Annotated in this window: 21 protein-coding genes; 12 read left to right on the forward strand and 9 right to left on the reverse strand. The window is 63.8% G+C overall.

Annotated elements, in window-relative coordinates:
- Positions 1–22: 22 nt before the first annotated feature.
- The 3 genes from P9217_RS15550 to P9217_RS15560 form a co-directional block, all read right to left on the reverse strand.
- Positions 23–1,168, reverse strand: a complete 1,146-nt coding sequence (locus P9217_RS15550; protein WP_278087213.1) for a hypothetical protein — start codon at positions 1,166–1,168, stop codon at positions 23–25.
- A 34-nt stretch (positions 1,169–1,202) separates the two neighbouring features.
- Positions 1,203–2,291 carry a hypothetical protein gene (locus P9217_RS15555; RefSeq protein ID WP_067326485.1) on the reverse strand — a complete coding sequence of 363 codons (1,089 nt, stop codon included), beginning with the start codon at positions 2,289–2,291 and terminating at the stop codon, positions 1,203–1,205.
- Positions 2,292–2,624: 333 nt separating this feature from the next.
- Positions 2,625–3,236, reverse strand: coding sequence for a thymidine kinase (locus P9217_RS15560; protein WP_278087214.1), 612 nt, complete (start codon positions 3,234–3,236; stop codon positions 2,625–2,627).
- An 87-nt stretch (positions 3,237–3,323) separates the two neighbouring features.
- On the opposite strand from P9217_RS15560, the gene P9217_RS15565 reads away from it, so the two are divergent.
- From P9217_RS15565 to P9217_RS15585, 5 genes are all read left to right on the forward strand, one after another.
- Positions 3,324–3,446, forward strand: a complete 123-nt coding sequence (locus P9217_RS15565) for a hypothetical protein (protein ID WP_259979959.1) — start codon at positions 3,324–3,326, stop codon at positions 3,444–3,446.
- A gap of 23 nt (positions 3,447–3,469) precedes the next feature.
- Positions 3,470–4,405, forward strand: coding sequence for a choline ABC transporter substrate-binding protein (locus P9217_RS15570; protein ID WP_278087215.1), 936 nt, complete (start codon positions 3,470–3,472; stop codon positions 4,403–4,405).
- A 121-nt stretch (positions 4,406–4,526) separates the two neighbouring features.
- The gene (choW, locus tag P9217_RS15575) at positions 4,527–5,381 is read left to right on the forward strand and encodes a choline ABC transporter permease subunit (protein ID WP_066994259.1); all 855 of its coding nucleotides are present in this window, start codon (positions 4,527–4,529) and stop codon (positions 5,379–5,381) included.
- Positions 5,378–6,559, forward strand: a complete 1,182-nt coding sequence (gene choV, locus P9217_RS15580; RefSeq protein WP_095777280.1) for a choline ABC transporter ATP-binding protein — start codon at positions 5,378–5,380, stop codon at positions 6,557–6,559. Before choW ends, choV begins: the two co-directional genes overlap by 4 nt.
- A gap of 107 nt (positions 6,560–6,666) precedes the next feature.
- Positions 6,667–7,704 (forward strand): MBL fold metallo-hydrolase, encoded by a 1,038-nt coding sequence (locus P9217_RS15585; RefSeq protein ID WP_095801690.1) that lies wholly within the window; start codon positions 6,667–6,669, stop codon positions 7,702–7,704.
- A 150-nt stretch (positions 7,705–7,854) separates the two neighbouring features.
- Here the strand turns inward: P9217_RS15585 and P9217_RS15590 are convergent, their stop codons facing one another.
- The gene (locus P9217_RS15590) at positions 7,855–9,921 is read right to left on the reverse strand and encodes a BTAD domain-containing putative transcriptional regulator (RefSeq protein ID WP_278087216.1); all 2,067 of its coding nucleotides are present in this window, start codon (positions 9,919–9,921) and stop codon (positions 7,855–7,857) included.
- A 171-nt stretch (positions 9,922–10,092) separates the two neighbouring features.
- Here P9217_RS15590 and P9217_RS15595 point away from each other — a divergent pair, with 171 nt between their 5' ends.
- Positions 10,093–11,178, forward strand: coding sequence for a pyridoxal-phosphate dependent enzyme (locus P9217_RS15595; RefSeq protein WP_095801688.1), 1,086 nt, complete (start codon positions 10,093–10,095; stop codon positions 11,176–11,178).
- A gap of 78 nt (positions 11,179–11,256) precedes the next feature.
- A complete protein-coding gene (locus tag P9217_RS15600) occupies positions 11,257–12,738 on the forward strand; it encodes an aspartate aminotransferase family protein (RefSeq protein ID WP_095801836.1) in 1,482 nt (493 codons plus the stop codon).
- Positions 12,739–12,758: 20 nt separating this feature from the next.
- Here P9217_RS15600 and P9217_RS15605 read toward each other — a convergent pair whose 3' ends face one another.
- Entirely contained in the window at positions 12,759–14,771 is a 2,013-nt protein-coding gene (locus P9217_RS15605; protein ID WP_095801687.1) for a BTAD domain-containing putative transcriptional regulator, read from the reverse strand.
- A gap of 160 nt (positions 14,772–14,931) precedes the next feature.
- Here P9217_RS15605 and P9217_RS15610 point away from each other — a divergent pair, with 160 nt between their 5' ends.
- Complete coding sequence (locus P9217_RS15610) at positions 14,932–15,168, forward strand: hypothetical protein (RefSeq protein ID WP_040996927.1); 237 nt, start codon at positions 14,932–14,934, stop codon at positions 15,166–15,168.
- Between the two features lie 21 nt (positions 15,169–15,189).
- Here the strand turns inward: P9217_RS15610 and P9217_RS15615 are convergent, their stop codons facing one another.
- From P9217_RS15615 to P9217_RS15625, 3 genes are all read right to left on the reverse strand, one after another.
- The gene (locus P9217_RS15615; RefSeq protein WP_066994274.1) at positions 15,190–15,558 is read right to left on the reverse strand and encodes a YciI family protein; all 369 of its coding nucleotides are present in this window, start codon (positions 15,556–15,558) and stop codon (positions 15,190–15,192) included.
- Positions 15,559–15,764: 206 nt separating this feature from the next.
- A complete protein-coding gene (locus P9217_RS15620) occupies positions 15,765–17,174 on the reverse strand; it encodes an ATP-binding protein (RefSeq protein WP_095781266.1) in 1,410 nt (469 codons plus the stop codon).
- Positions 17,171–17,887, reverse strand: coding sequence for a response regulator transcription factor (locus P9217_RS15625; RefSeq protein ID WP_278087217.1), 717 nt, complete (start codon positions 17,885–17,887; stop codon positions 17,171–17,173). The genes P9217_RS15620 and P9217_RS15625 overlap by 4 nt, the downstream gene beginning before the upstream one ends.
- 237 nt (positions 17,888–18,124) lie before the next feature.
- Between P9217_RS15625 and P9217_RS15630 the strand changes: the two genes are divergently transcribed.
- From P9217_RS15630 to clpS, 4 genes are all read left to right on the forward strand, one after another.
- The gene (locus P9217_RS15630; protein WP_278087218.1) at positions 18,125–18,427 is read left to right on the forward strand and encodes a hypothetical protein; all 303 of its coding nucleotides are present in this window, start codon (positions 18,125–18,127) and stop codon (positions 18,425–18,427) included.
- A gap of 40 nt (positions 18,428–18,467) precedes the next feature.
- On the forward strand, positions 18,468–18,716 hold the full coding sequence (locus P9217_RS15635) for a hypothetical protein (RefSeq protein ID WP_066994288.1): 249 nt from the start codon (positions 18,468–18,470) through the stop codon (positions 18,714–18,716).
- 144 nt (positions 18,717–18,860) lie between these two features.
- The gene (locus P9217_RS15640) at positions 18,861–19,202 is read left to right on the forward strand and encodes a hypothetical protein (protein WP_245433116.1); all 342 of its coding nucleotides are present in this window, start codon (positions 18,861–18,863) and stop codon (positions 19,200–19,202) included.
- Positions 19,203–19,307: 105 nt separating this feature from the next.
- Positions 19,308–19,613, forward strand: coding sequence for an ATP-dependent Clp protease adapter ClpS (gene clpS, locus P9217_RS15645; protein ID WP_040989718.1), 306 nt, complete (start codon positions 19,308–19,310; stop codon positions 19,611–19,613).
- 153 nt (positions 19,614–19,766) lie between these two features.
- Here the strand turns inward: clpS and P9217_RS15650 are convergent, their stop codons facing one another.
- Positions 19,767–21,854, reverse strand: coding sequence for a hypothetical protein (locus tag P9217_RS15650; protein WP_095801685.1), 2,088 nt, complete (start codon positions 21,852–21,854; stop codon positions 19,767–19,769).
- Between the last annotated feature and the right edge of the window lies 1 nt (position 21,855).

A 21,855-nucleotide genomic window follows, 5' to 3' on the forward strand; every position in this document is an offset into this window, starting at 1 on the left:
CGGATACTCCGCGATTCGACGGTCACACATCGCTGATGACCTGCCCTTTGGACAGGATGTGGACCTTGTAGCCGGAAAAGATCTTCTGCGCTTCGCCCGCGGCATAGAGCGCCTGATAGGCCTCGTGCGGGATCAGCGCGTGGTTCTCGTAGCTGGAGACGCCTTGGCGCGCCGCTTCGAGGTCGTCGGTGTTGATGAAGAATTCCTGCGTAGACTTTTCGCTGGAGAACAGCCCCTTGCGGCCGGGCTTCTCGGACTTGGAAAAGACTTCCTGGATGGTCCAGGTGAGCAGCCAGGCGTTCTCCGGCTTGCGCACCTTGGCCAGAACCTCGGTAACCGTCGAATTGTTCTCGGTGATCCCGGCCGAATAGAACGGGCCGAGCACGACGCGCCGCAACTGCTTCGGGTGCAGTGGCTCGAAATCCTTGTCGAGATTGACCGCGATGGTCGCCGGCGACAGCGTGTAGGCGGAATTCTTCTCGGTGAAATCGTCGAAGCGGTGGGCAAGCTCGGGGTTGAGCAGGCCATCGACAGGAAGCGGAATGTCGATCTTCTCGTTCAGCTTGCCGTTCGCGTCGACGAGCTGTCGCATCATGCTCTCGGAGGAGTCCTCGACCGTCACCATATAGATCAGCGGCAGGTTGGCGCTGCCGTCGAACGAGGCCCAGTGGACGAGGTAGTAAGGCCGCATGGTCTTCGGATTGACCGAGACTTTGGCCGTCTGCGCCAGGGTGAACGGACCGAAGGTGGTCTCGCTCTTGACACCCTCCAGATAGAGCCGCTCGGCCATCGACCTTTGCAGCGCCACCGGGAATTCCTTGTGGCGCAGGATGAAGTCGGCCATCTCCTCGCGCAACTCGCCGGCCTGCGGAATGTTGGCCAGCCGGCTATCTGCCTGTCGGCGGTCGTTCTCCAATTCGAGCAGATTCTGGAACACCGGATAGCCGCTGTCGGCGCGCGAAATGCGGAACGTATCCATGAAGCCCAGCCGGTTGCGCCAGCAGTCGAATGAGTTTTCCAGCCGGGCGATGTATTCGGCGACGATCTTGGCGACGATGCCGTGCCGGTAGAGCGGCGAGCGGTCGTCGCGCATGAACAGTTCCAGCCCGCTCAGCGCCGCGGTGATGGCGAAGAAGTAGCGCGCCGCCGCTTCATTTTCGGGGGTCATGGCACCGCCGTGTCGAAGAATGCCGTCACACCGCCTACTGCTGCACGTAGTTCGCCGAATTGTGCTTCTTCATCACCTCGTCGAAGCGGCGGGCGAAGGCGTCGTCGGCGAGTTTCTTGCGGCGCTGGATGTCAGCGGTGGCCACCATATTCTTCTCGTGCATCTCCAAGAGATCGCCGATGTGCTTCTGCGAAGCGGCGCCGATGCCGGCCATCGTCTCCTCGGCCGTGTTGTCGACCTGGCTGCCCAGCGTGTTGATCTTGTGGGCGACGTCCTGCTGGGCGGCCGTCTTCAGCGAGTCTTCCAGAGCTTTGTAGAGCACGATGCGCTGCTCGGTGTCGATTGTCAGCTTGTTGATCAGCGTCGACTGCGCGGCGATCTGGTTGTTGAGGGAATCGACAAACGTCTGAAACATCGAGGTGTAGCGCTCCAGCGTCTGGCTTTCGGCCAGCAGCTCCTGCTCCTTGGCCTGCTTCTCGTTGTATTCGGTCGCCATCTTCGAACGCTCGCCCTCGAGCTGGGTGCGCTCCTTCTGGCTGGTCGAGGCGGCGATCTTGTTCTCGATGTCGAGCAGCATCGGGTTGAGTTCCTCAATGCGTTTCTGCACCGCCTCGAGATTGGTCATGGTCGCCTTGCGGCGCTCGATCACCTGCGACAGGCTAGCCTCGGAGGTCTTGTAGCGCTGGTCGAGGATCTGCTTCTGGGCTTTCAGGATGCCGACGATGGTGTCCGATTTCGCCAGCAGCTCCTGCAAATTGCCGGCGAGCGACATGTTGCGCACGCGGTCGGTGCGCATGCGCTGCTTGCGCTGCTCGGAGAAGACGCCGACGAGATTTTCCCAGCCGGTGTAGCTCTTCATGCTCTCGAATTCGGCGCCGAAGACATTGGTGGCGTCCTCCAGCCCGATGATCAGGTCGGCGATATTGCCTTCCATGACCTTCTGCTGTTTCAGCACGTCCTCGATGCGGGCGTTCTCGAGGTCGAAATTGGCATCGCCGATCTTCCTGTCGGCCTGCGCCAGCGTGTCGAGCACGGTTCCGGACTGCTCGATCTTGGTGCGCATGTCCTCGACGACCCGCTTGGTCTTGGCAATTTCGGCATCGAAATTCTGCAACGTCGCCATAGGGGCCTCCCGCTTCGGCATCCGGTTTCGTGTCGCACGTCGCCGAATATATGTGGGGGCTCAAGGGATTGAAAGAAGGAAGACAGGGAGACGTGGCAAAACAAAAGAATTGGCCAGGTCCTTGAAAGATAAGGCAAGCATGCTCATGCCGAGTAATGCGCGCCGCCTTCAGGCAGCTTTAGCTGGTATGCCTTAAGCTCTTGTTTTTGCGGACAAGCTGCGGCGCTGGGAAGTGTGCAAATCTGTTGTGCCGAATCGTGGCAATCAAGCGGCCATCGGCCGGCCGATGGCAGCGATTGCCCAACTTAGTCGGAAGTCGCGAGGCTCCCCGTCTCAGTTGCGGGCAAAGCCGATGAAGTCGTCGGGCGCAGCCCTGCCCATTTCCTCTTCCCAGTGCCGGCGGCAGAGCGAGACATAGACGTCCTTGCCGATCGCCACCTGCTCGCCTTGCTTTGCCACCTTGCCGTCGGGACCGAGGCGAACGACCATCGTCGCCTTGCGGCCGCAGCGGCAGATGGTGCGCACTTCGCGCAGATCGTCGGCGATGGCGAGCAGCGCGCGCGAGCCGGAAAACAACTTGCCTTGGAAATCGGTGCGCAGGCCGTAGCACATGACCGGGATGTTCAGCCGGTCGGCGATGCGGGCCAGCTGCCAGACCTGCTCCTCCTCGAGGAACTGCGCCTCGTCGACGAAGATGCAATGCACGATGGTGTGCTCATGATGCTCGGCGACGCGGGCGTAGAGATCGTCGCCGTCGCGGAACATCTCGGCCTCGGTCTCGAGACCGATGCGCGACGAGATCAGTCCCTTGTCGCCGTTGCGATAATGGCCGGCGACGAACAGCATCGTCGTCATGCCGCGTTCGCGATAGTTGTAGGATGCCTGCAGGAGCATCGTCGTCTTGCCGGCATTCATCGTTGCGTAGTTGAAGTAGAGCTTGGCCATATGGGTGTTTAAGCTCAATTGCCGCGGGGCGGGGAAGGGGCCGCGGGCTCCTTCCACCAAAAAAGCGGGCCCGCCGGAAAGCGCGGCATGTCGCTGAATGGCAAGCGCGCGCCGTTGATCGCGGTGTGGAACCGCTTGAAACCGCATCAAAATGGTGTTTGGCTGGCGAAACAAGGCGGGCGCAAGAACCGTGACTTCGCGCCGCTTTAAAAAACCGCAATGGGAGAAAGTTCATGTCGCGTATGAAATCCTTCGTCGCCGGCCTCGGGCTGGCGGCGCTTCTGTCCACGACCGCGGCCTATGCCGGCGATCCGGCGAGCTGCAAGGCCGTCCGACTGTCCGATGTCGGCTGGACCGATATCCAGGCAACCACCGGGCTGGCTTCGGTGCTGCTCACCGCGCTCGGCTACGAGCCGCAGGTGATCCAGCTTTCGGTGCCGGTGACCTATGCGTCGCTGAAGAACAAGGACCTCGACGTCTTTCTCGGCAACTGGATGCCGTCGATGACCAATGACATCAAGGACTATACCGCCGACGGCTCGGTCGAGACGGTAAGCACCAATCTGACCGGCGCCGGCTACGGCATCGTCGTGCCGACCTATGTCGCGGATGCGGGCGTCAAGACGCTGACCGATCTCGGCAAGTTCAAGGACAAGTTCAACGGCAAGATCTACGGCATCGAGGCCGGCAATGACGGCAACCGCATCATCCTCGACATGATCAAGAACCCGAAGGACAATCTCGAAGGCTTCGAGCTGGTCGAGTCCTCGGAAGCCGGCATGCTGACGCAGGCCGAGCAGTCGATGAAGAACAATGAGTGGATCGCCTTCCTCGGCTGGACGCCGCATCCGGTGATGGGCGCGATGAAGATCACCTATCTCGAAGGGATGGGCGACAGCGGTTTCGGCGCCGCCACCGTCTATACGAACACGCGCAAGGGCTACACCACCGAGTGCCCGAATGCCGGCAAGTTCATCTCCAACCTGAAATTCAATCTCGACATGGAAGGCGAGATGATGGACGCGATCCTGAAAGGCGGCGATGCCCAGACGGTCGCCACCGACTGGCTGAAGAAGCATCCGGACGCGATCGCGCCCTGGATCGCCGGCGTGACCACCTTCGACGGCGGCGATGCGGCTGCGGCCATCAAGACCGCGCTCGGGAGCTGAGCCGGCTTTGAGTCCGGCATGATCTCCGGAAAGGGGCAGCCGCTGGAAAAGGCTGCCCTTTTTCATATGCTGTGAGAAGGTGACCGCTCGGCAAGGGCGGCAAGGATCAAAGAGGGGAAAGATGGATCCGATCTCGAAATTTCTGGTCGCCTACAAGATTCCCATAGGTCCATGGGGCAAGGCCTTCTTCGGCTTCCTCACCGAGAATTTCGATACCGTCTTCAGGGCCTTTTCGAACGGCCTGAACTTCATCCTCGACGGGGCGGTGGACCTCCTGCTGATGCTGCCGCCGGTTCTGCTGGCGCTGGTCGTCGCCGTCATCGCCTGGTTCCTGCAACGCTCGCGGCCGCTCGCCATCGGCGTCTTCATCGGCCTCATCTTCATCATTAACCAGAACCTCTGGAAGCAGACGGTGCAGACCCTGGTGCTGGTGGTGGCCGCCGCCGCCATGGCAATGGCGATCGGCGTGCCGCTCGGCATCTGGGCGGCGCACAAGCCGAAGGTCTACCGCGTGATGCTGCCGGTGCTTGACCTGATGCAGACGCTGCCGACCTTCGTCTACCTGATCCCGGTGCTGACGCTGTTCGGGCTGGGCAACGCGCCCGGCCTCATCGTCACCATCATCTTCGTCATCCCGACGGCGGTGCGTCTCACCCATCTCGGCATTGTCTCGGTGCCCAAGGCGATCATCGAGGCGGGCGAGTCCTTCGGCGCCACCAAGAACCAGCTTCTGTGGAAGGTCGAATTGCCCTCGGCGCTGCCCACGATCATGGCGGGGCTGACCCAGTCGATCATGCTGTCGCTGTCGATGGTGGTGTTCGCGGCGCTGATCGGCGCCGGCGGTCTCGGCACCGAAATCAACCGCGCGCTGGGCTCCCGCAAGATCGACCTCGGGCTTGAAGCAGGCCTTGCCATCGTCGTGCTCGCCATCGTGCTCGATCGCATGACCCGCATCGGCGTTGGAGGCAAGAAATGACCGTCGCCGTCGATTTCAAGAATGTCGATATCGTCTTCGGTGCCGACCAGGCGCAATCCCTCGCGCTGATCGACCAGGGCGCAACCCGCGCCGAAATCCTCGAAAAGACCGGCAACGTGCTGGGCTGCGCCGGCGCCAACCTCACCGTGCATGAGGGCGAGATCTCGGTGCTGATGGGCCTTTCCGGCTCCGGCAAGTCGACGCTGCTGAGAGCCGTCAACCGGTTGAACGTGGTGTCGCGCGGCCAAGTGCTGGTCAATGACGGCGACCGCACGGTCGACGTGGTCACCTGCGATGAGCCGACACTGAGACGTCTGCGGCAGAAGCAGGTGGCGATGGTGTTCCAGCAGTTCGGCCTGCTACCGTGGCGAACGGTCGAGGAGAATGTCGGCTTCGGCCTGGAGCTCGCCGGCGTGCCGGAGGCCGAGCGCAAGGCACGGGTGCAGAAGCAGCTCCAGCTGGTCCATCTCGACCAGTGGTCGAAGAAATACGCGCATGAACTTTCTGGCGGCATGCAGCAGCGCGTCGGCCTCGCCCGCGCCTTCGCCACCGAGGCGCCGATCCTGTTGATGGACGAGCCGTTCTCGGCCCTCGATCCGCTGATCCGCACCAAGCTGCAGGACGAACTCCTGCAGCTCCAGGCGGCGCTGAAGAAGACCATCATCTTCGTCAGCCATGACCTCGAGGAGGCGCTGAAGATCGGCAGCCACATCACCATCATGGAAGGCGGGCGCATCGTCCAGACCGGCGCGCCGGAAGACATCGTGCTCAGGCCGGCCAACGACTATGTCCGCGACTTCATCGCCAATGTGAATCCGCTCTCGGTGCTCACCGCCTGGAACGTGATGCGCGACCGCCGCGATCTCGAGCAGGGCGAGAATGGCTGGGTCTGGCTCGACCGGCGCAAGACGACGCGCTTCAAGATCGACGAGCATGGCCTGGTGGCGGCGGCCGAACGCGACGGCAAGCCGGCGGTGTGGGTATCCTGCGCCGAGGTCGAGAGGCAGCCGGAGGAGGGTGCGCAGGTGTTCTGGGCCAATCCCGGCACGTCGCTGAAGACGGTGATGCTCGCCATGCACCGCTCGCAGACGGCACCGGTGGCGCTGTTCGACGAAGGCTCGCGCTTCGTCGGCGCGATCGGCATCCGCGACGTGCTGAGCGCGGTGCTCAGGCGGTAGGAGCTCGGCCTTAACTCAAGCATGAAGTGTTCGCTGGCGGGCACCTCATGCTTGATCTAGACTTGGTCGGCAGCCGGGGTGGGCCGCTCGCGCATGGGGCCGATAAAATGATCTTCCGTCAGCTTTTCGATTCCGTTTCGGGCACTTATTCCTATCTCCTCGCCAGCCGCCGCGGCGGCGAGGCACTGATCATCGATCCGGTGCTGGAGAAGGTCGAACGCTACCTGCAACTGGTCAACGAGCTCGACCTCAGACTGGTCAAAGCGGTCGACACACATCTTCATGCCGACCACATCACCGGGCTCGGCGCGCTGCGCGACAGGACGCATTGCGTCACCGTGATGGGTGAGCAGACCAAGGCCGACGTTGTGTCGATGCGGCTTGCCGACGGCGACAAGCTTGCCATCGAGGGGCTGGCGCTGGACGTCGTCTATACGCCCGGCCACACCGACGATTCCTACAGCTTCGTCCTGCCGGACCGCGTCTTCACCGGCGACACGCTGCTCATTCGCGGCACCGGCCGCACCGACTTCCAGAACGGCGATCCGCGCCAGCAATACGAATCGATCTTCGGCCGACTGCTCAAGCTTCCCGACGAGACGCTGATCTTTCCGGCACACGACTACAAGGGCGAAACCGTGTCGACGATCGGCGAGGAAAAGGCCTTCAATCCGCGCCTGCAGGTGAAGTCGGTGGACGAATACGTGAACATCATGAACAACCTGAAGCTGTCCAATCCGAAGATGATGGATGTGGCCGTGCCGGCCAACATGCGGGTGGGGCTGCATCAGGACGACATCGCCAGCCGCGGCTGGGCAGTAACCGCCGAACAGGCGCTGGCGCTGGTCGGTCGGCCCGACGTGGCGCTGATCGATCTGCGCGAGCAATCCGAACGGGATCGCCACGGCGTCATCCCCGGCGCGATCCATCTGCCCTATGCGCGGCTGCAGGAGAATATCGCCGCCGGCGGCATGCTGCACGAGCTGGCGAAATCGACAGCCAAGCAGATCCTGTTCTATTGCGCCTTCGGCGAGCGCTCGGCGATGGCCGTGCAGGCGGCGCAGGACCGCGGGATATCGAGCGCCCGCCACATCGAGGGCGGCATCGATGCGTGGCGGAAGGCCAGCGGTCCGCTGATGCACTGAGACCTGTCGATATTCAGGTGATGCCGGCCTGCAAACGCGCGTTTCCTGGTGCTCGTGTACTTCAACTACGCTCCGCTCAGGTTCTCGGAACCCGCCATTCTCGGCTCGGCCTGACCTCAATCGCAACACGCCCTTGGATGTGCCAGAAAATCAATTCAATCCGATCAGCTTCGCGCCTCTGCGGAACAGGGCTTCGCCGTCCCGGTCGAAGCGGAAGGTGGCGATGAAATCGTCCGCCCGATAGTCGGGCCACGTGGTGCGGATCGCGGCGGCGAAGTTTCGTGCCTCGTCCTGGCGGCCGGCCAGCGCCAGGCAATGCGCGGCGATCGCCAGGATGATGACATGCGCGTTGGGCCTAGCCGCAGCTTTCAGCGCCCATTCGGCGGCTTCATCGTATTCGCCCAAGCGTGCATGGGCCATGGCCCGCGCGCCCATCATGCCGAACAGCAATGGGTCAAAGGGGCTGAGATGGCGCGAGTGATCGGAGGAGCCGATCGCAGATTGCGGATCGCCCGACTGCGAATGGACAAAGGACAGGGCATAGTGGCCGAGCGCGAAGTTCGGGCTGAGGTCGACGGCCTTCGCCAGCTCAAGCAGCGAGCCGTCCTGCTCGCCGCGCAGCCACAAGGCGCGGCCCATCGCCCAGTGCGCGGCCGGATTGCGGTCATCGACCAGGAGGCTGTGACCGGCAGTTGCAAAAGCCAGCGACGCCTCACGGTCGCGATCGCCCCAACGCTGAAAGGCATTCTGCCAATGCGTGAAGGAGAGGCCTGCATAGGCTCGGGCGAAGGTCGGGTCGAGCTTCAGGGCGTCATTGAAGAACTGCTGCGCCAGTTCGTTTTCCTGGCGGGTGAAGCGGTACATGTGCCAGAGCCCGCGATGATAGGCTTCCCACGCATTCAGCGAATTCGGCGCCTTAAGCATTGCCCGGTTTCGCTCGACGGTCGCGATCTCGGCGGCGATCGAAGAGACGATGCTGTTGCCGATGTCGTCTATCACCGTGAAGATCTCGTCCAGCCTGTGCTCGAAGGTCTCGGCCCACACAATCCTCGCGGTGCGGACCTCGACGAGCTCGACCGAGACGATCACCCTGCCCGAACGGCTGCGGACCGAGCCTGTCGCCACATAGTCGACATTCAGCCGGCGCCCGGCGTCCTCCGGCGCGATGTCCTTCTCGGCCAGCGCGAAAACCGATCCGCGGGCAATGACGAAGAAATCGCGAAGCTTGGCGAGCCGCGTTATGATGTCGTGGGTCAAGCCATCGGCAAGCCCGCCACGGAAATTGACGGCGCTTTCCGCGAACGGCATCACCGCCAACGAGGCCCGGCGCACCGATGCGGGTTCGGATTCGACGGCAACGATCGGTGCTTGTGGGGCCGGAAGAGCTAGTCCGGATCGCGCGCATGGCGTTGCGCTGGAATGGCGTGCCTTGATCTCGTGCCATGCTTCCCGCAACGGAGCGACATCCAGCTCCTCGGAGCGGAAGAGTTCCGCCGCGGTTGCAATATGCTCCTCACCGGCGCCGATCTGTCCCCGCCGCGCAAGGTTTTCCAGCAGCGCCACATGGGCGCGGCCATCGAAGGGCGCGAGTTCCAGCCATCTGTCCAGATAGGCGCCCGCTTCATCGGCTCCCTGGGGGAGCAGGCCGATGATGTGCTCCAGAACGGCGATGTGGCACGAGCTGAAACGGCGGCGTTGCGCGGTCAGCCAACTGGTGAAATGCGGGCTCCGATCGAGCTCCAGCCCGTCAAGGAAATCGCCGGCGAAGAGCTGCGCAAGCGTCCGAAGACGCCCGAGGCTGAGCGTCTCGATCCCTTCGGCGACCGCTGCGGCGGCTTCGACGGCATCGACGTTCGTATCGGCAAGACGAAGCGCCACGGTGTCGCCCTCGGTCTCGACCCTCTGCCGGCCCGGTTGGTTAAGCGCGCCGCGAAGCTTGCTCAGGCACCAGCGAAGCTCGCCGCGAGGATCGTTCGGCACGTCCCACAGAAGCTCGCAAAGCCGGCTGCGGCTGACGGGATGTGGCGCGAGCGCCAGATAGGCCAGCAACGCGCGCAACTTGCGCGAAGAAGGCAATTTAACCGGCTCGCCGCCACGCGCGATCGTCAGTTGCCCAAGCAGTCGCAAGGACAGGGCGGCGGCAGTGTCGTTCGGGCTCGATCGGCTGGATTCCACGTATGTTCCCACGCTTTCTCCAACGCTCACCAGTTGGTCCATGTTCTATCACTAAAGACGACAGGAAGCATCCGGCAGCCCAATTCCATGCCGGAATGCCGCCGTTGCCGCATTCGCGGCAGGTCAAGCAACCTAACGCGGCAAGGTGTCGAAACCGCGCCGCCCAAGCCGCCGGTCTGTAACCGGCGCGTGAGATCGCGAGGAGAAAAGCCCATGTTGCAGAAGTTGAAAATCAGGACCACTGCCGGTCGCGGCCGGCTGTTCGACAGCATTCTCGACACCGTCGGCGACACGCCGGTCATCCGTATCAACAATCTCGGCCCCGGCCACGCGACCATCTATGTGAAGGCCGAGTTCTTCAATCCGGCGGCCTCGGTGAAGGATCGGCTGGCGCTCAACATCATCGAGGAAGGCGAGCGTAGCGGCAAGCTGAAGCCGGGCCAGACCGTCGTCGAGGCGACCAGCGGCAACACCGGTATCGGCCTTGCCATGGTCTGCGCGCAGAAGGGCTACCCGCTGGTGGTGACGATGGCCGACAGCTTCTCGATCGAGCGCCGCAAGCTGATGCGCATGCTTGGCGCCAAGGTGGTGCTGACGCCGCGCGCCCAGAAGGGTTTCGGGATGTACAAGAAGGCGGTGGAACTCGCCAACGCCAACGGCTGGTTCCTGGCGCGCCAGTTCGAGACGGAAGCCAATGCCGCCATCCACGAGGCGACCACGGCGCGCGAGATCATCAACGATTTCGCAGGGTCGCGCCTCGACGTGCTGGTCACCGGCTACGGCACCGGCGGGACCGTGGCCGGCGTCGGCCGGGTGCTGCGCCGCGAGCGGCCGGATGTCCGCATCGTGCTTGCCGAACCGGCGAACGCGCAGCTTATCGGCAGCGGCAAGCCGCAGGAGCGTGGCCAGGGCGGTGCGCCGTCCGCCAGCCATCCGGCCTTCGAGCCGCATCCGATCCAGGGCTGGACGCCGGACTTCATCCCCAACGTGCTGCAGGAGGCGATCGACAAGCGCTACTATGACGATGTGGTGCCGATCGCCGGCCCGGAGGGCATTAAATGGGCCAAGGCCCTGGCGCAGCAGGAAGGCATCTTCACCGGCATTTCAGGCGGCGCCACCTTCGCCGTCGCGCGCCAGATCGCGGGCACCGCTCCGGCTGGCTCGGTGATCTTGTGCATGCTGCCCGACACCGGCGAGCGCTACATGTCGACCCCGCTCTTCGACGGCATCGAGGCTGAGATGGATGTCGAGGAGACGGCACTGTCGCGCTCCACACCAGGCTGCCGGTTCGACGCCTGAGGACAAATCGCGGCGCTGCTGTCCACTCGGATGGCGGCGCCGCGCGACGATCCAGGAATGATGGCGGGGGAGCAGCGAATGGACACTTTGCAGGAAGCAGCGGTGATGGATGAGACGCTCGACCCGCCAGACTGGGCTGAGATGCAGGCCCTGTCGCATCGGATCGTCGAGGATGCCGTCGCTTATCTCAAGGATGTCCGGGACCGTCCGGTGTGGCGCCAAATGCCGGTCGAGGTTCGCGCCTTCTTCTCGGCGCCGCTGCCGCGCTCGCCGGCACCGATAGCCGACGTCTATGGCGATGTCGCCCGCAACGTCATGGCCTATCCGATGGGCAACATCCATCCGCGCTTCTGGTCCTGGTATATGGGCTCGAGCAATTTCACGGGCGCGCTGGGCGATTTCCTGGCGGCGATCCAGGGCTCGAACCTCGGCGGCGGCAATCACGCCGCCGGGCTGATGGACAGCCAGGTGGTCGACTGGTGCAAGGAGATGGTGGGCTTCCCGGCTTCGGCCAGCGGCACGCTTGTCAGCGGCGGCTCGATGGCCAACCTCATCGGTTTGACCGTGGCGCGCAATGCCAAAGCAGGCGTCGACGTGCGCGAAAGGGGTGTCGGGGCGATCCCAAAACCGTTGCGCTTCTACGCCTCGGACCAGGTCCATTCCTGCCACCGCAAGGCCATGGAAGCGCTCGGCCTCGGCAACCGGGCGCTGCGGCGGGTCTCGACCGACGCCGATCTGCGCATCGATGTCGATGCGCTCAAGACCGCCATCGCGGAAGACCGCGCGGCAGGTTTCAAGCCGGCTTGCATCATCGGCACCGCAGGAACCGTCAACACGGGCGCGATCGACGACTTGCGGGCGCTGGCCGTGTTGGCGGCAGAGGAAGACCTCTGGTTTCATGTCGATGGCTGCATCGGCGCCCTGATCGCCCTCGCGCCTGAAAACAGATCGCTCGTCGCCGGCATCGAACGCGCCCATTCCGTCGCGCTCGACCCGCACAAATGGCTGCACGCGCCCTTCGAAGCGGGCTGTGCGCTGGTTCGCGACGCCGTCGCCCACCGCAACGCCTTCGCCGTCACGCCGGAATATCTGGAATCGACGCCGCGTGGCCTCGCCTCAGGGCAATGGCTGCACGACTATGGCCTGCAGACATCGCGCGGTTTTCGCGCGCTCAAGATCTGGATGTCGCTCAAGGAGCATGGCATCGAGAAATTCGGGCGGCTGATCGACCAGAACATCGCCCAGGCCGGCTATCTGACCGAGCTGATCCGGGTCGAGGCGGCGCTCGAGCTGACGGCGCCGACCACCATCAACATCGTCTGCTTCCGCCATCGCCTGGACGGCGCCTCCGAGGAACAGCTCAAGTCGTTCAACACCGAAATCATGCTCAGGCTGCAGGAAGAAGGCATTGCAGCCGTGTCCGACACCACGGTGCACGGGCAGCACTGCCTGCGGGTCGCGATCACCAACCACCGCACCCGCCGCGACGACCTCGATCTCCTGCTGCGTGAGACGCTTCGCATCGGAGCGGAAATCAAGACCGCGGCGCTACCAGACTGACGAGAGAGCGCCAAGACATGTCATTCCGGGAGGCCGGCTAGCCGTAGCGCCTCGACATATTTGGCGAAATATTCTGGCCTGATCTGCCCTACCCGATGCTTGAGGTTGGAAAGCTTCAGTTGCGGGTCGAGCTCCAGCGAGCGCGCGATGTGCCTGCTCGCGGCATCCAGCCTGCCGGCCATGGCGTTGCTGGCGGCCGCCACACGCAGGCCGGTGAGATAATAGGGCTGCGCGCGCGACGCCGCCTCGGCGAGCGGCCAGGCGGCGTCGTAGCGGCCGGCCACGAAGTGAGCGAAGGCAGTGAAGGTCTGCATAAAGAAGGTCAGCGGATCGAGCGGGCTCAGCCGCCTTGCCCGCGACATGTGCTCGATTGCGATGTCCGGGTCGTCATGGCAGGCCTTGAGGCAGCCGCTGGCGCTCCAGGCGGCTGCGCAGTTCGGGTTGAGCACGAGCGCGCGGTCGGCCAGTGCCGATCCGGCCTCGTAATCGCCGGTGACATAACCCAGCGCCAGGCCGCTGAAAGCCAGCGCCACCGCATCGTCCTTGCCGGCGATAGCCACGTCGCCGACCAGCCTGGATACCTCGGCTGTTTCCTTCTGCCGGTCGATCATCCAGCCATTCGCCATGCGCCAGAAATAGCACCAGGCGGCAGCGCCTTCCGCGGCGGCAAAATCGGGGTCGAGCTGGATGGCCCTGTAGAACTGTGGCAACGCCTCCTCCAGCCCTTCTCTCGTCCAGCGGTAAAGGCTCGCCATGCCGCGCAGATAGTGGTCATAAGCGTCGAGGCTCTCGGTGGGCTTGCGCTTGGCGCGCGCCATCTCGGCCTGTTCGAGTCTGGGTGAAATTGCGCCGATGACACTGGAGGCAACGAGGTCCTGCAGTTCGAACACTTCCGAGACATCGCCTTCGAAGCGGTCGGCCCAGAGATTTACTCCCGCCGACGCCTCGATAAGCTGACCTGCCACCCGAAGCCGGCTGCCGGCCTTGCGGACACTGCCCTCCAGCACATAGCGCACCCCGAGCTCGCGTGCCACGCGGGTGACGTCAACCGCCTGGCCCTTGTAGGCGAAGGCAGAATTCCGCGCGATCACGAACAGCCAGCTGACATGCGACAGCGCCGTCGTGATCTCCTCGACAACGCCGTCAGTGAAATATTCCTGCTCGGCGTCGCCGCTCATGTTCTGGAACGGCAGGACCGCGATCGACGGCTTTTCCGGCACCGAAACGACAGAGCGAGGCGCCTTCGCTTCCAGGCGGGAAAGTTCGGCCTCGGGTTGGCCATAGTCGGCTATCGAACCCTTCAGCTCCATTGGCGCCTCGATGCGTTCGATCAGCGCCCGCGTCGCTTCCTCAGGCTCGACACCGAGCTCGCGCTTGAGCGCTTCCTTACAGGCCAGGAACTGGCGAAAGGCGTCGTTGGTGCGGCCGTGGCGGCGGAAGACGCGGATCAGGGCGCGGTGGGCCTGCTCGGCGCATGGGTCGGACGTCACTAGCCGCTCAGCCAGTCTTTCGCAGGCCTGCTCCTCGCGTTCACCGAGTTCCGGCAGGAGGCTCAGCCGTTCGGCCAGGTCCAACGCCTTGCGGGTGTAGTTCGCCCGAAGCGGCGCAAGCCATTCGTCGATTTCGCCGGGGGATGGCAGTCCGTCGAGCAGGTCACCCCGGTACAGGTCGGCAGCTGCCGCGAGGCTCGCGCCGTCATCGGCCTGGCAGTTCCGGTCGAAAATCCAGATGTCGGCCTCGTTGTCATTCGCCACCACCCAGATGGTGTCGGCATTGCCTTCGATGCGAATGGCCTCGTTGCCGGTGGACGGAAACAGCCGCCTGATGTCGACCAGGGCCTGGCGCAGGCTGTTTCGCGCCTGCTGCTCGCCGCTGCCGGTCCACAGCATCGCCGCCACCTTCTCGCGGCGAAGCCCTTTCGGGCCGGCCAGAACCAGCGCGGCAAAGAGCAGCGACGTCTTGCGCGTCGCGAAGTGCAGAGGTTGCCCGCCTGCGGAGACAACCTCGATGCCGCCAAGCAATCGAATGTACATCCGGGGCCCCGTGAAACAGCGTTAAGCAGAATACCATGTCCCGCCGCCGACTTAACGACGATTTTGCGGGCTTTTTCCTGCGGTTTCACGCCTGGACGAACGTTGCCAAAGCGCGCCGATGAGACACTGCCCTCGTGAGTTCGAACGAGGGAGAATGACAATGACCTACATCAATATCAGAACCTGCCAGCCGAGCACCCGAGTTGCCGGCACGCTCGCCGCCAAGATCGCGTTAATCTTCGCCGGGTTCCAGCGCCGGTATCAGGACGCCATGCAGCGCAGGGCTTTGGCCGGTCTGTCCATTTCGGAGCTGAAGGATTTCGGCTATCCGGCCGATGAAGCCCCCGCGGATGCTGCGGCGCGCAGCCGCACCGCCGGGCGCCGCCCGCTGCGGTGAATCCGTCGCTACTCCCGGAATTCAGGCCAGCGGCGCGCCCGGCAGATAAAGCGCAATCGGCCGGATCTCGTAGACGGCGGTGGGATTGACGCGCCTGAGATCGCGCGCCACCGCTATCGCCTCGTCCTGGTTGGCGCAATCCAGCACATAGAGGCCCAGCAACTGCTCCTTGGTCTCGGCAAAGGGGCCGTCGATCACCATGCCGTCGCCCGGACCGCGCAGCGTGACGGCTTTCGCCGTCTCGCCCAGCCTTGCCGCCGGGCCCAGCTTGCCGGCGCGGGTCAGCCTGTCGTTGATCTCGAGCAGGTCTTTCATGACGGCTGCATCCTCGTCGGGCGTCCAGGACTGGACGGTCTCTTCGACGTGATAGGCAAGGATTGCGTAGAACATGGTTCGGTTCCTCGTGCGGGGATCCGAAAATCAGAATCGATTTTTGCGTCGCTGACCTTCGGTTCGGTAAGGGTCATGCACCAAATTGAAGTGCTACAGCATCCCGCGTCCTGGAGGACGCACGGCGCTTTAGGGCGGGCTGCACTATCACAAGGATGGCGCGGCTGATCCAGTCCTCTGGAGCAGCCGGGAAAGCGCTTGCTGACTCAAGCTGCCAGCGGCAGGCGCAGCTCCGTCAACAGGCCGCCGCCGGGATGGTTGGAAAGGCTGATCTCGCCGCCGGCGCCGCGGGCGATGTTGCGGGCGATGGTCAGGCCGAGGCCGAGCCCGCCGGTCTCGCGGTTGCGCGACTGTTCGAGGCGCACGAAGGAACCGAACACCTGATCCAGCTTTGCCTGCGGAATGCCCGGCCCTTCATCGCGGATGCTGAGCGTGATTGTATCGCCAGAGCGCTGCACGCCGATATGCGCCTTCTTGCCATAGGTGACGGCGTTCTGGACTAGATTGGTGATGCAGCGGCGCAGCGCCACCGGCCGCGCGATGCAGACCAGGCCGCGCGACGGCGTGGCGTCCTCGTCGAACGAAGCGTCCTCGAACATGTCGGCGACCGCCTCCACCAGCGACCAGAAGTCGATCCGCTCGGCCTTTTCCTCGGTGACCTCGAATTTGGCGAAGTCGATCACCGAGCTTGCGATGCTCTCGATGTCGGCAAGGTCATGCGCCAGCGCTTCACGGGCCGGCGATTTGCGCAGCAGCTCGAGACGCAATCGCATCCTGGTCAGCGGCGTGCGCAGATCATGCGCCAGTGCCGCCGCCAGGTGCTCGCGGTCCTCGACATAGTCGCGCAGGCGCATCTGCATGGCGTTGACCGCCTTTGCCGCGGCGCGGATCTCGCGGCTGCCGGTCTCGGCGATGGGCGGGCTTTTGAGGTCCTTGCCGATGCGGTTCACCGCGGTCTCCATCATGCGATAGGGTGCGGTCAGCCGGCGCAGCGACCAGATCGACATCACGATGATCAGTCCCGCTATCAGCGAATAGAGCGGCAGGCTGTCCCAACTCAGGATCGGCCCAGCCGGCGTGATCGGCTCGGTGAAGTTCAGCCACTGGCCGTCGGAAAAGCGCAGCGATGCCGTCAGCTTGTCGCTCTGGGCGAAATCCGCGGCCAGCACCAGCAGATCGCGCTCGACCTGGCCGACATCCTTGTTCATCACCTGCCCGTCCGGGACATCGGCTTCCTGCGTTGCCGGATCGCGCCGCACACGCGCGTCGGTGATGCCGAACTTGGACAGGCGGCCGACCAGGATGTCCTCCAACTCGGCTAGCTGGTCATCGCCGGCGATCGAGGAAGTGACGGCGGGGGTGTCCGAAACGGTCAATGCGTAGGTGGCATTGAACAGACCGGAAGCGGTCGTCTTGCGTTCTTCAGGCGTGGCGTCATGCATAAGCTGCACCAGCGAATAGGCGCGGTCGTTCAGCCGGTAGAGATCAACCACATCGTTGGCGGCGGCGCGGTCGCGCGCCACGATATAAAGCGTCGCGACCTGGCTGATCATCAGGCCGGCAATGACGATGAGCAGAACCCAGACAGGCAGGGTTTGCGGCAGCAAGCGTCTCATTCGGAGGTCGTTTCGGGCAGAAACTGATAGCCACCGCTGCGAACAGTCAAGATCAGTTTCGGCGTCTTGGGATCGTCCTCCATCTTGCGGCGCAGGCGGCTGACCAGGATGTCGACGCTGCGATCGAAGCTGTAACCGGTGTCGCCGCCGGACAACTCGATGAGCTGCTCGCGGGTGAGAACGCGTTGCGCGCTCTTGACGAAGGTCTGCAGCAGGTTGAACTCCGCCATCGTCAGTTCCACCCGCACTTCGTCGGGCGCCGTCAGCCGGCGGCGCGAGCAATCCATGGTCCAGCCGGCAAAGCGGTAGATCTGCTTGGCTGTGGGCCGCCGCGGCTCGGCCGTGCCGTTGCGCCTCAGCACCGCTCGGATGCGGGCGAGCAATTCGCGCGGATCGAAGGGTTTCGGCACATAGTCATCAGCCCCCATCTCGAGCCCGACGACGCGATCCGTCGTCTCGGTCACCGCGGTCAGCATGATGATCGGTGTCGTGTGATTGGCGCGGATCTCGCGGCACAGTTCCAGCCCGCTTTTACCGGGAAGCATCACATCGAGCACGATCAGGTCGACCTGCGCCCGGCGCAGGATCGACTCCATCTCGGTGCCGTCGGCGGCCACTGTCGTGCGCAGCCCCCGCTTCTGGAAAAACTCCTGAAGCAGGTCGCGTATGCCCTTGTCGTCATCGACGATCAGTATGTGCGAGTCGGATTTCACGAGAACCCCGCGATTTGTGTAGCCAAGCTGCCCTTCTGTGATCACCCACACGATAGAATTCGGGCCACATCTTGGCCAGTGGCGGCGACGTGGGACGGAATGGCTTCCCCAGAAACACTTCAGAAACAAAATTCTACACTCGGGAAAAACTCGTGAAAAATTTCAAGGGCATAACTGCTGCCGTGGCGGTCAGGTCATCGGCTGCGACGCAAGTTTCCGGAGTAACGGGCAAGACCGATGCAGAGGTTCTGGATCAGCGCGATGGGTGCTTTGCTTAGCATGTCGCTCATCACAGCCGCAATCGGGGCCTCCAACGCAAAGGTAACGCCGCTGACCCGGACCGAGCGCTGCACCAATCTCAACCGTCAAGTTGACGAAGCCCTCGAAACCCATGCCGCGGCAACGCAGGTCACCGCGGCGAAGGCACTTCAAAGAAAGGGAAACCGGTTCTGCGCTGCCAAGAAACAGGCGCAGGGCATCCGGATGCTCGCAAACGCTTTGAAGCTGCTTGGAGTGACACCGATCGACCCGGTTCAGTGACGCTCAACTCCTCGACCCGCATGAAAAAGGAAATGAAGCCATGACAAAGTCCCTCCTCTCCGCCCTCGGCCTCGCTGTTGCTCTCGCTTTCTCGATGCCGGCTGTCAGCAACGCCGCCGCCACGACGACCGCCGCTCCGGCCGCCTCGACCACGACCACGGCTCCGGCCGCTGACGCTACGGCGAAGACCGCTCCGAAGAAGGTCGCCGCCAAGAAGGCCTGCAAGGTGACCAAGACCCACAAGTGCCCGGTCAAGAAGGCCCCGAAGAAGGACGCGAAGAAGTCCTAATCCAGGCTTCGATCCTGATCTTTCAAGACCGTTCCGGCCGAAACCGGCCGGGGCGGCTTCCAGCGGCCGAATCCTGACACCGGCAGCTTGCGCCGCGCCACTTCCTTAACCCGATCGCAATGCCGGTGCCGTAGGACAATCCGCATGAAGAAGCGGCTTTCGTCCATGATGCGCTCGCTGGCTCTCGGCGGCTTGGTTGCCACCGCGGCAGCAAGAGCGCTGATCATCTTGACAGCCAGCCCAGTGCCGGATCCCGCCAGCGGCAGGACCGAGCCGGAACTTTTCGCGCCGGCCATCTCATCGAGCTTCGACTACATCACGCCGGCACAGAGCTGGGTCCTGATCGTGTTGACGGGCGCGACGCTGATCGGCATCGCCGCCTGGATGATTGGCGCGTTCATGGAGCGCGGTTCCAACATGGACGACGGTGCGTCGCACGATCGGTCGGCAGGGGCGTTGAAGCGCAAACAGCGCTATCCCACATAAGCCTTCATCGTCCCTCGATTCTCCGCTCTCCAGCGGACAAATGGACAAATGCTTCCCTGCCTGAGGAAGTGCAAGCCAGACCCAGTTTCCAACTGGTGAATTCCAATGCCTGAGACCGTCCTTAAACCGCGTACCAAGACGCAGCCGAAGACCGAGCGGCCGAAGCTCTACAAGGTCATCCTGGTCAATGACGACTTCACGCCGCGGGAGTTCGTGGTGACGGTGCTTAAAGGCGAGTTCAAGCTCAGCGAGGATCAGGCGCATCGCGTGATGATCACCGCGCATACGCGCGGCGTCTGCGTGGTCGCCGTCTTCACGCGCGACGTTGCCGAGACCAAGGCCGCGCGAGCAACCGACGCCGGTAAGGCCAAGGGCTATCCGCTGCTGTTCACGACCGAGCCGGAAGAGTAGGGCGGCTCTGCCTCGCCCGTGTCCTGGAGAGGGAAAGCGAGGCCGCCGGCCGAGCAGGGTGAGGGTGGGGGCAAGCGCCGTATTGATTGTTGCGCGCCGCCCCTCATCCGCCCTTTCGGGCACCTTTCCCCGGAAGGGGAGAAGGAAAAGGCTCTACCTTCCTTCTCGATACCACATCGAGCCGATGGCCAGGAGCAGCAAGCCGAGGCCGAGGAAGCCGCCGAACAGCGGCACGCGCGAGACGGCCTTCAGCGTGCTGTCGTCGGTGGTGCGCAGCCCGATCCAATCGTTCCCCGATGCCGCCCCCGAGGAGCGGACCGGTACGATCGAAGGCAATGCCACACCGCCGGCAAGATCGCCAAGCATGGAGGATGGCGCGAGCCGGCGCACGCTGCCGCCGGTCGCCTCGGCCGGCGCCTTCAGCCTGTCCTCGGTGGAAACGACATCGGCGAATTCAGGCGCATTGATCGGGCCGACATGGGCAAGCGCGGTGAGGTCGCCGTTGCCGACCTGATAGAGGCCGATCTCGCTGGTCTGCAGGCTGCCCGTGAAAATCCCTGGTTCGGCTTTTTCCAGCTTGACCGTCATCGTCTTGCCGGAAGGCGTGATCACCTGGGCGGGGCCGGGATCGTCGCTCATCGTCTGGCGGCGGATTTCCAGCACCATGCCGCGGCCGTCGGCGGTCAGCCGTTCTTCTTCAAGTTCGGGTTCCTTCATCAGCCAATGGGCGATGCGCCGATAGAGCTGGACATGCGGTCCACCGCCTTCGAAGCCGCGCGCCCACAGCCAGCCCTGATCGGAAAGCAGCATGCCGACCCGGCCTTCGCCCTTGCGGTCGAGCACAAGCAGGGGGCGGTCGTCGGCCCCTTTCATCACCACCGCGCCCTCGGGATTCTTGACGCCGATGGTGCGGAACCAGCGGCTCCAGCGGGGCGGATCGGCGGCGGAGCCGTCGAGCCCGCGCGTGACTGGGTGGCGCTGGCCGAGATCGGTGAGACGCGGATAGAAGGCCTTATCGACGACCTCGCCGCTCGGCATCGCGGGCAGGGCCGACATCAGCGGCGTTCGGGCGATGGAGCTTTCGCCGGCATATTCGGGGCCGGCGGCAATCAGCAGCGCGCCACCCTTTTCGACATATTCGGAGATGTAGTCGTAATACAGGATCGGCAGCACGTCGCGGTGCTGATAGCGGTCGAAGATGATCAGATCGAAGTCCTTGATCTTCTCGACGAACAGCTCGCGCGTCGGGAAGGCGATCAGCGACAGCTCGTTGATCGGCGTGCCGTCCTGCTTTTCCGGCGGTCGCAGAATGGTGAAGTGGACGAGGTCGACCGAAGCGTCGGATTTCAACAGGTTGCGCCAGGTGCGCTCGCCGGCATGCGGCTCGCCGGAGACCAGAAGCACGCGCAGATGATCGCGAATGCCGTCGACCAGCGCGATGGCGCGGTTGTTGGTGTCGGTCAGCTCGCCCGGCTCGTGATCGATCGAAAGCTGGACGATGTTGCGGCCCGCGTTGGGAATGGTGACTTCAAGCTTCATCGGCTGACCGATGGTCGCATGCTCGACAGAGACCTGCTCGCCATTGACCGAGACCCGCACGTCGACCGGGCCGCCCTGGCCTTCCGTGGAAAGGACCCGATAGCTCATGTCGAGCGGCTTGCCGACGAGGCCAAACCGCGGCGCGTTCTCGAAGCGGATGCGGCGGTCCTTCTCGTGCTCGTTGCCGGTGATCAGCGCATGCAGCGGCGCATTGAATTCCGGAGCGCCGGCCGGCGCGTCATGCACCTCGCCATCGGTGATCATGATGGCGCCGCCGATGCGAGAGGGCGGCACATCGCGGAAAGCGCTTTCCAGCGCGCCGAACAGCCTGGTTTCCGTGCGCTCATCGGCGGCCTCGGATTTGCCGGCCTCGACGACGCGGACGTCGAATTGCTTGAAGCGGCCGAGGCGCTGCTGAAGGCCCGTCAGCGCTTCGTCGGTCTGCTTGGTGCGGTCGCCGATGTCCTGGCTCTGGCTGCGATCGACGATGACAGCGACGACGCTTTTCAATGCCTCGCGTTCCTCGTCGAGGAAAACGGGATTGAGCAGTGCCGCGCCCAGCGCGAGCAGGGCGATGAAGCGCAGGACAGAGCCGCGCTGACGGAACCACAGGCCGGCCAGCGCGAGCAGCGCGAGCGGCACGATGACGACCCAGAACAGCGGCCAGGAAACGAGCGGCTCGAAGGAGATCGACCAGTTCATG

Origin of the sequence: Mesorhizobium sp. WSM4989 (assembly GCF_029625795.1) — a bacterium.
Lineage (GTDB): Bacteria > Pseudomonadota > Alphaproteobacteria > Rhizobiales > Rhizobiaceae > Mesorhizobium.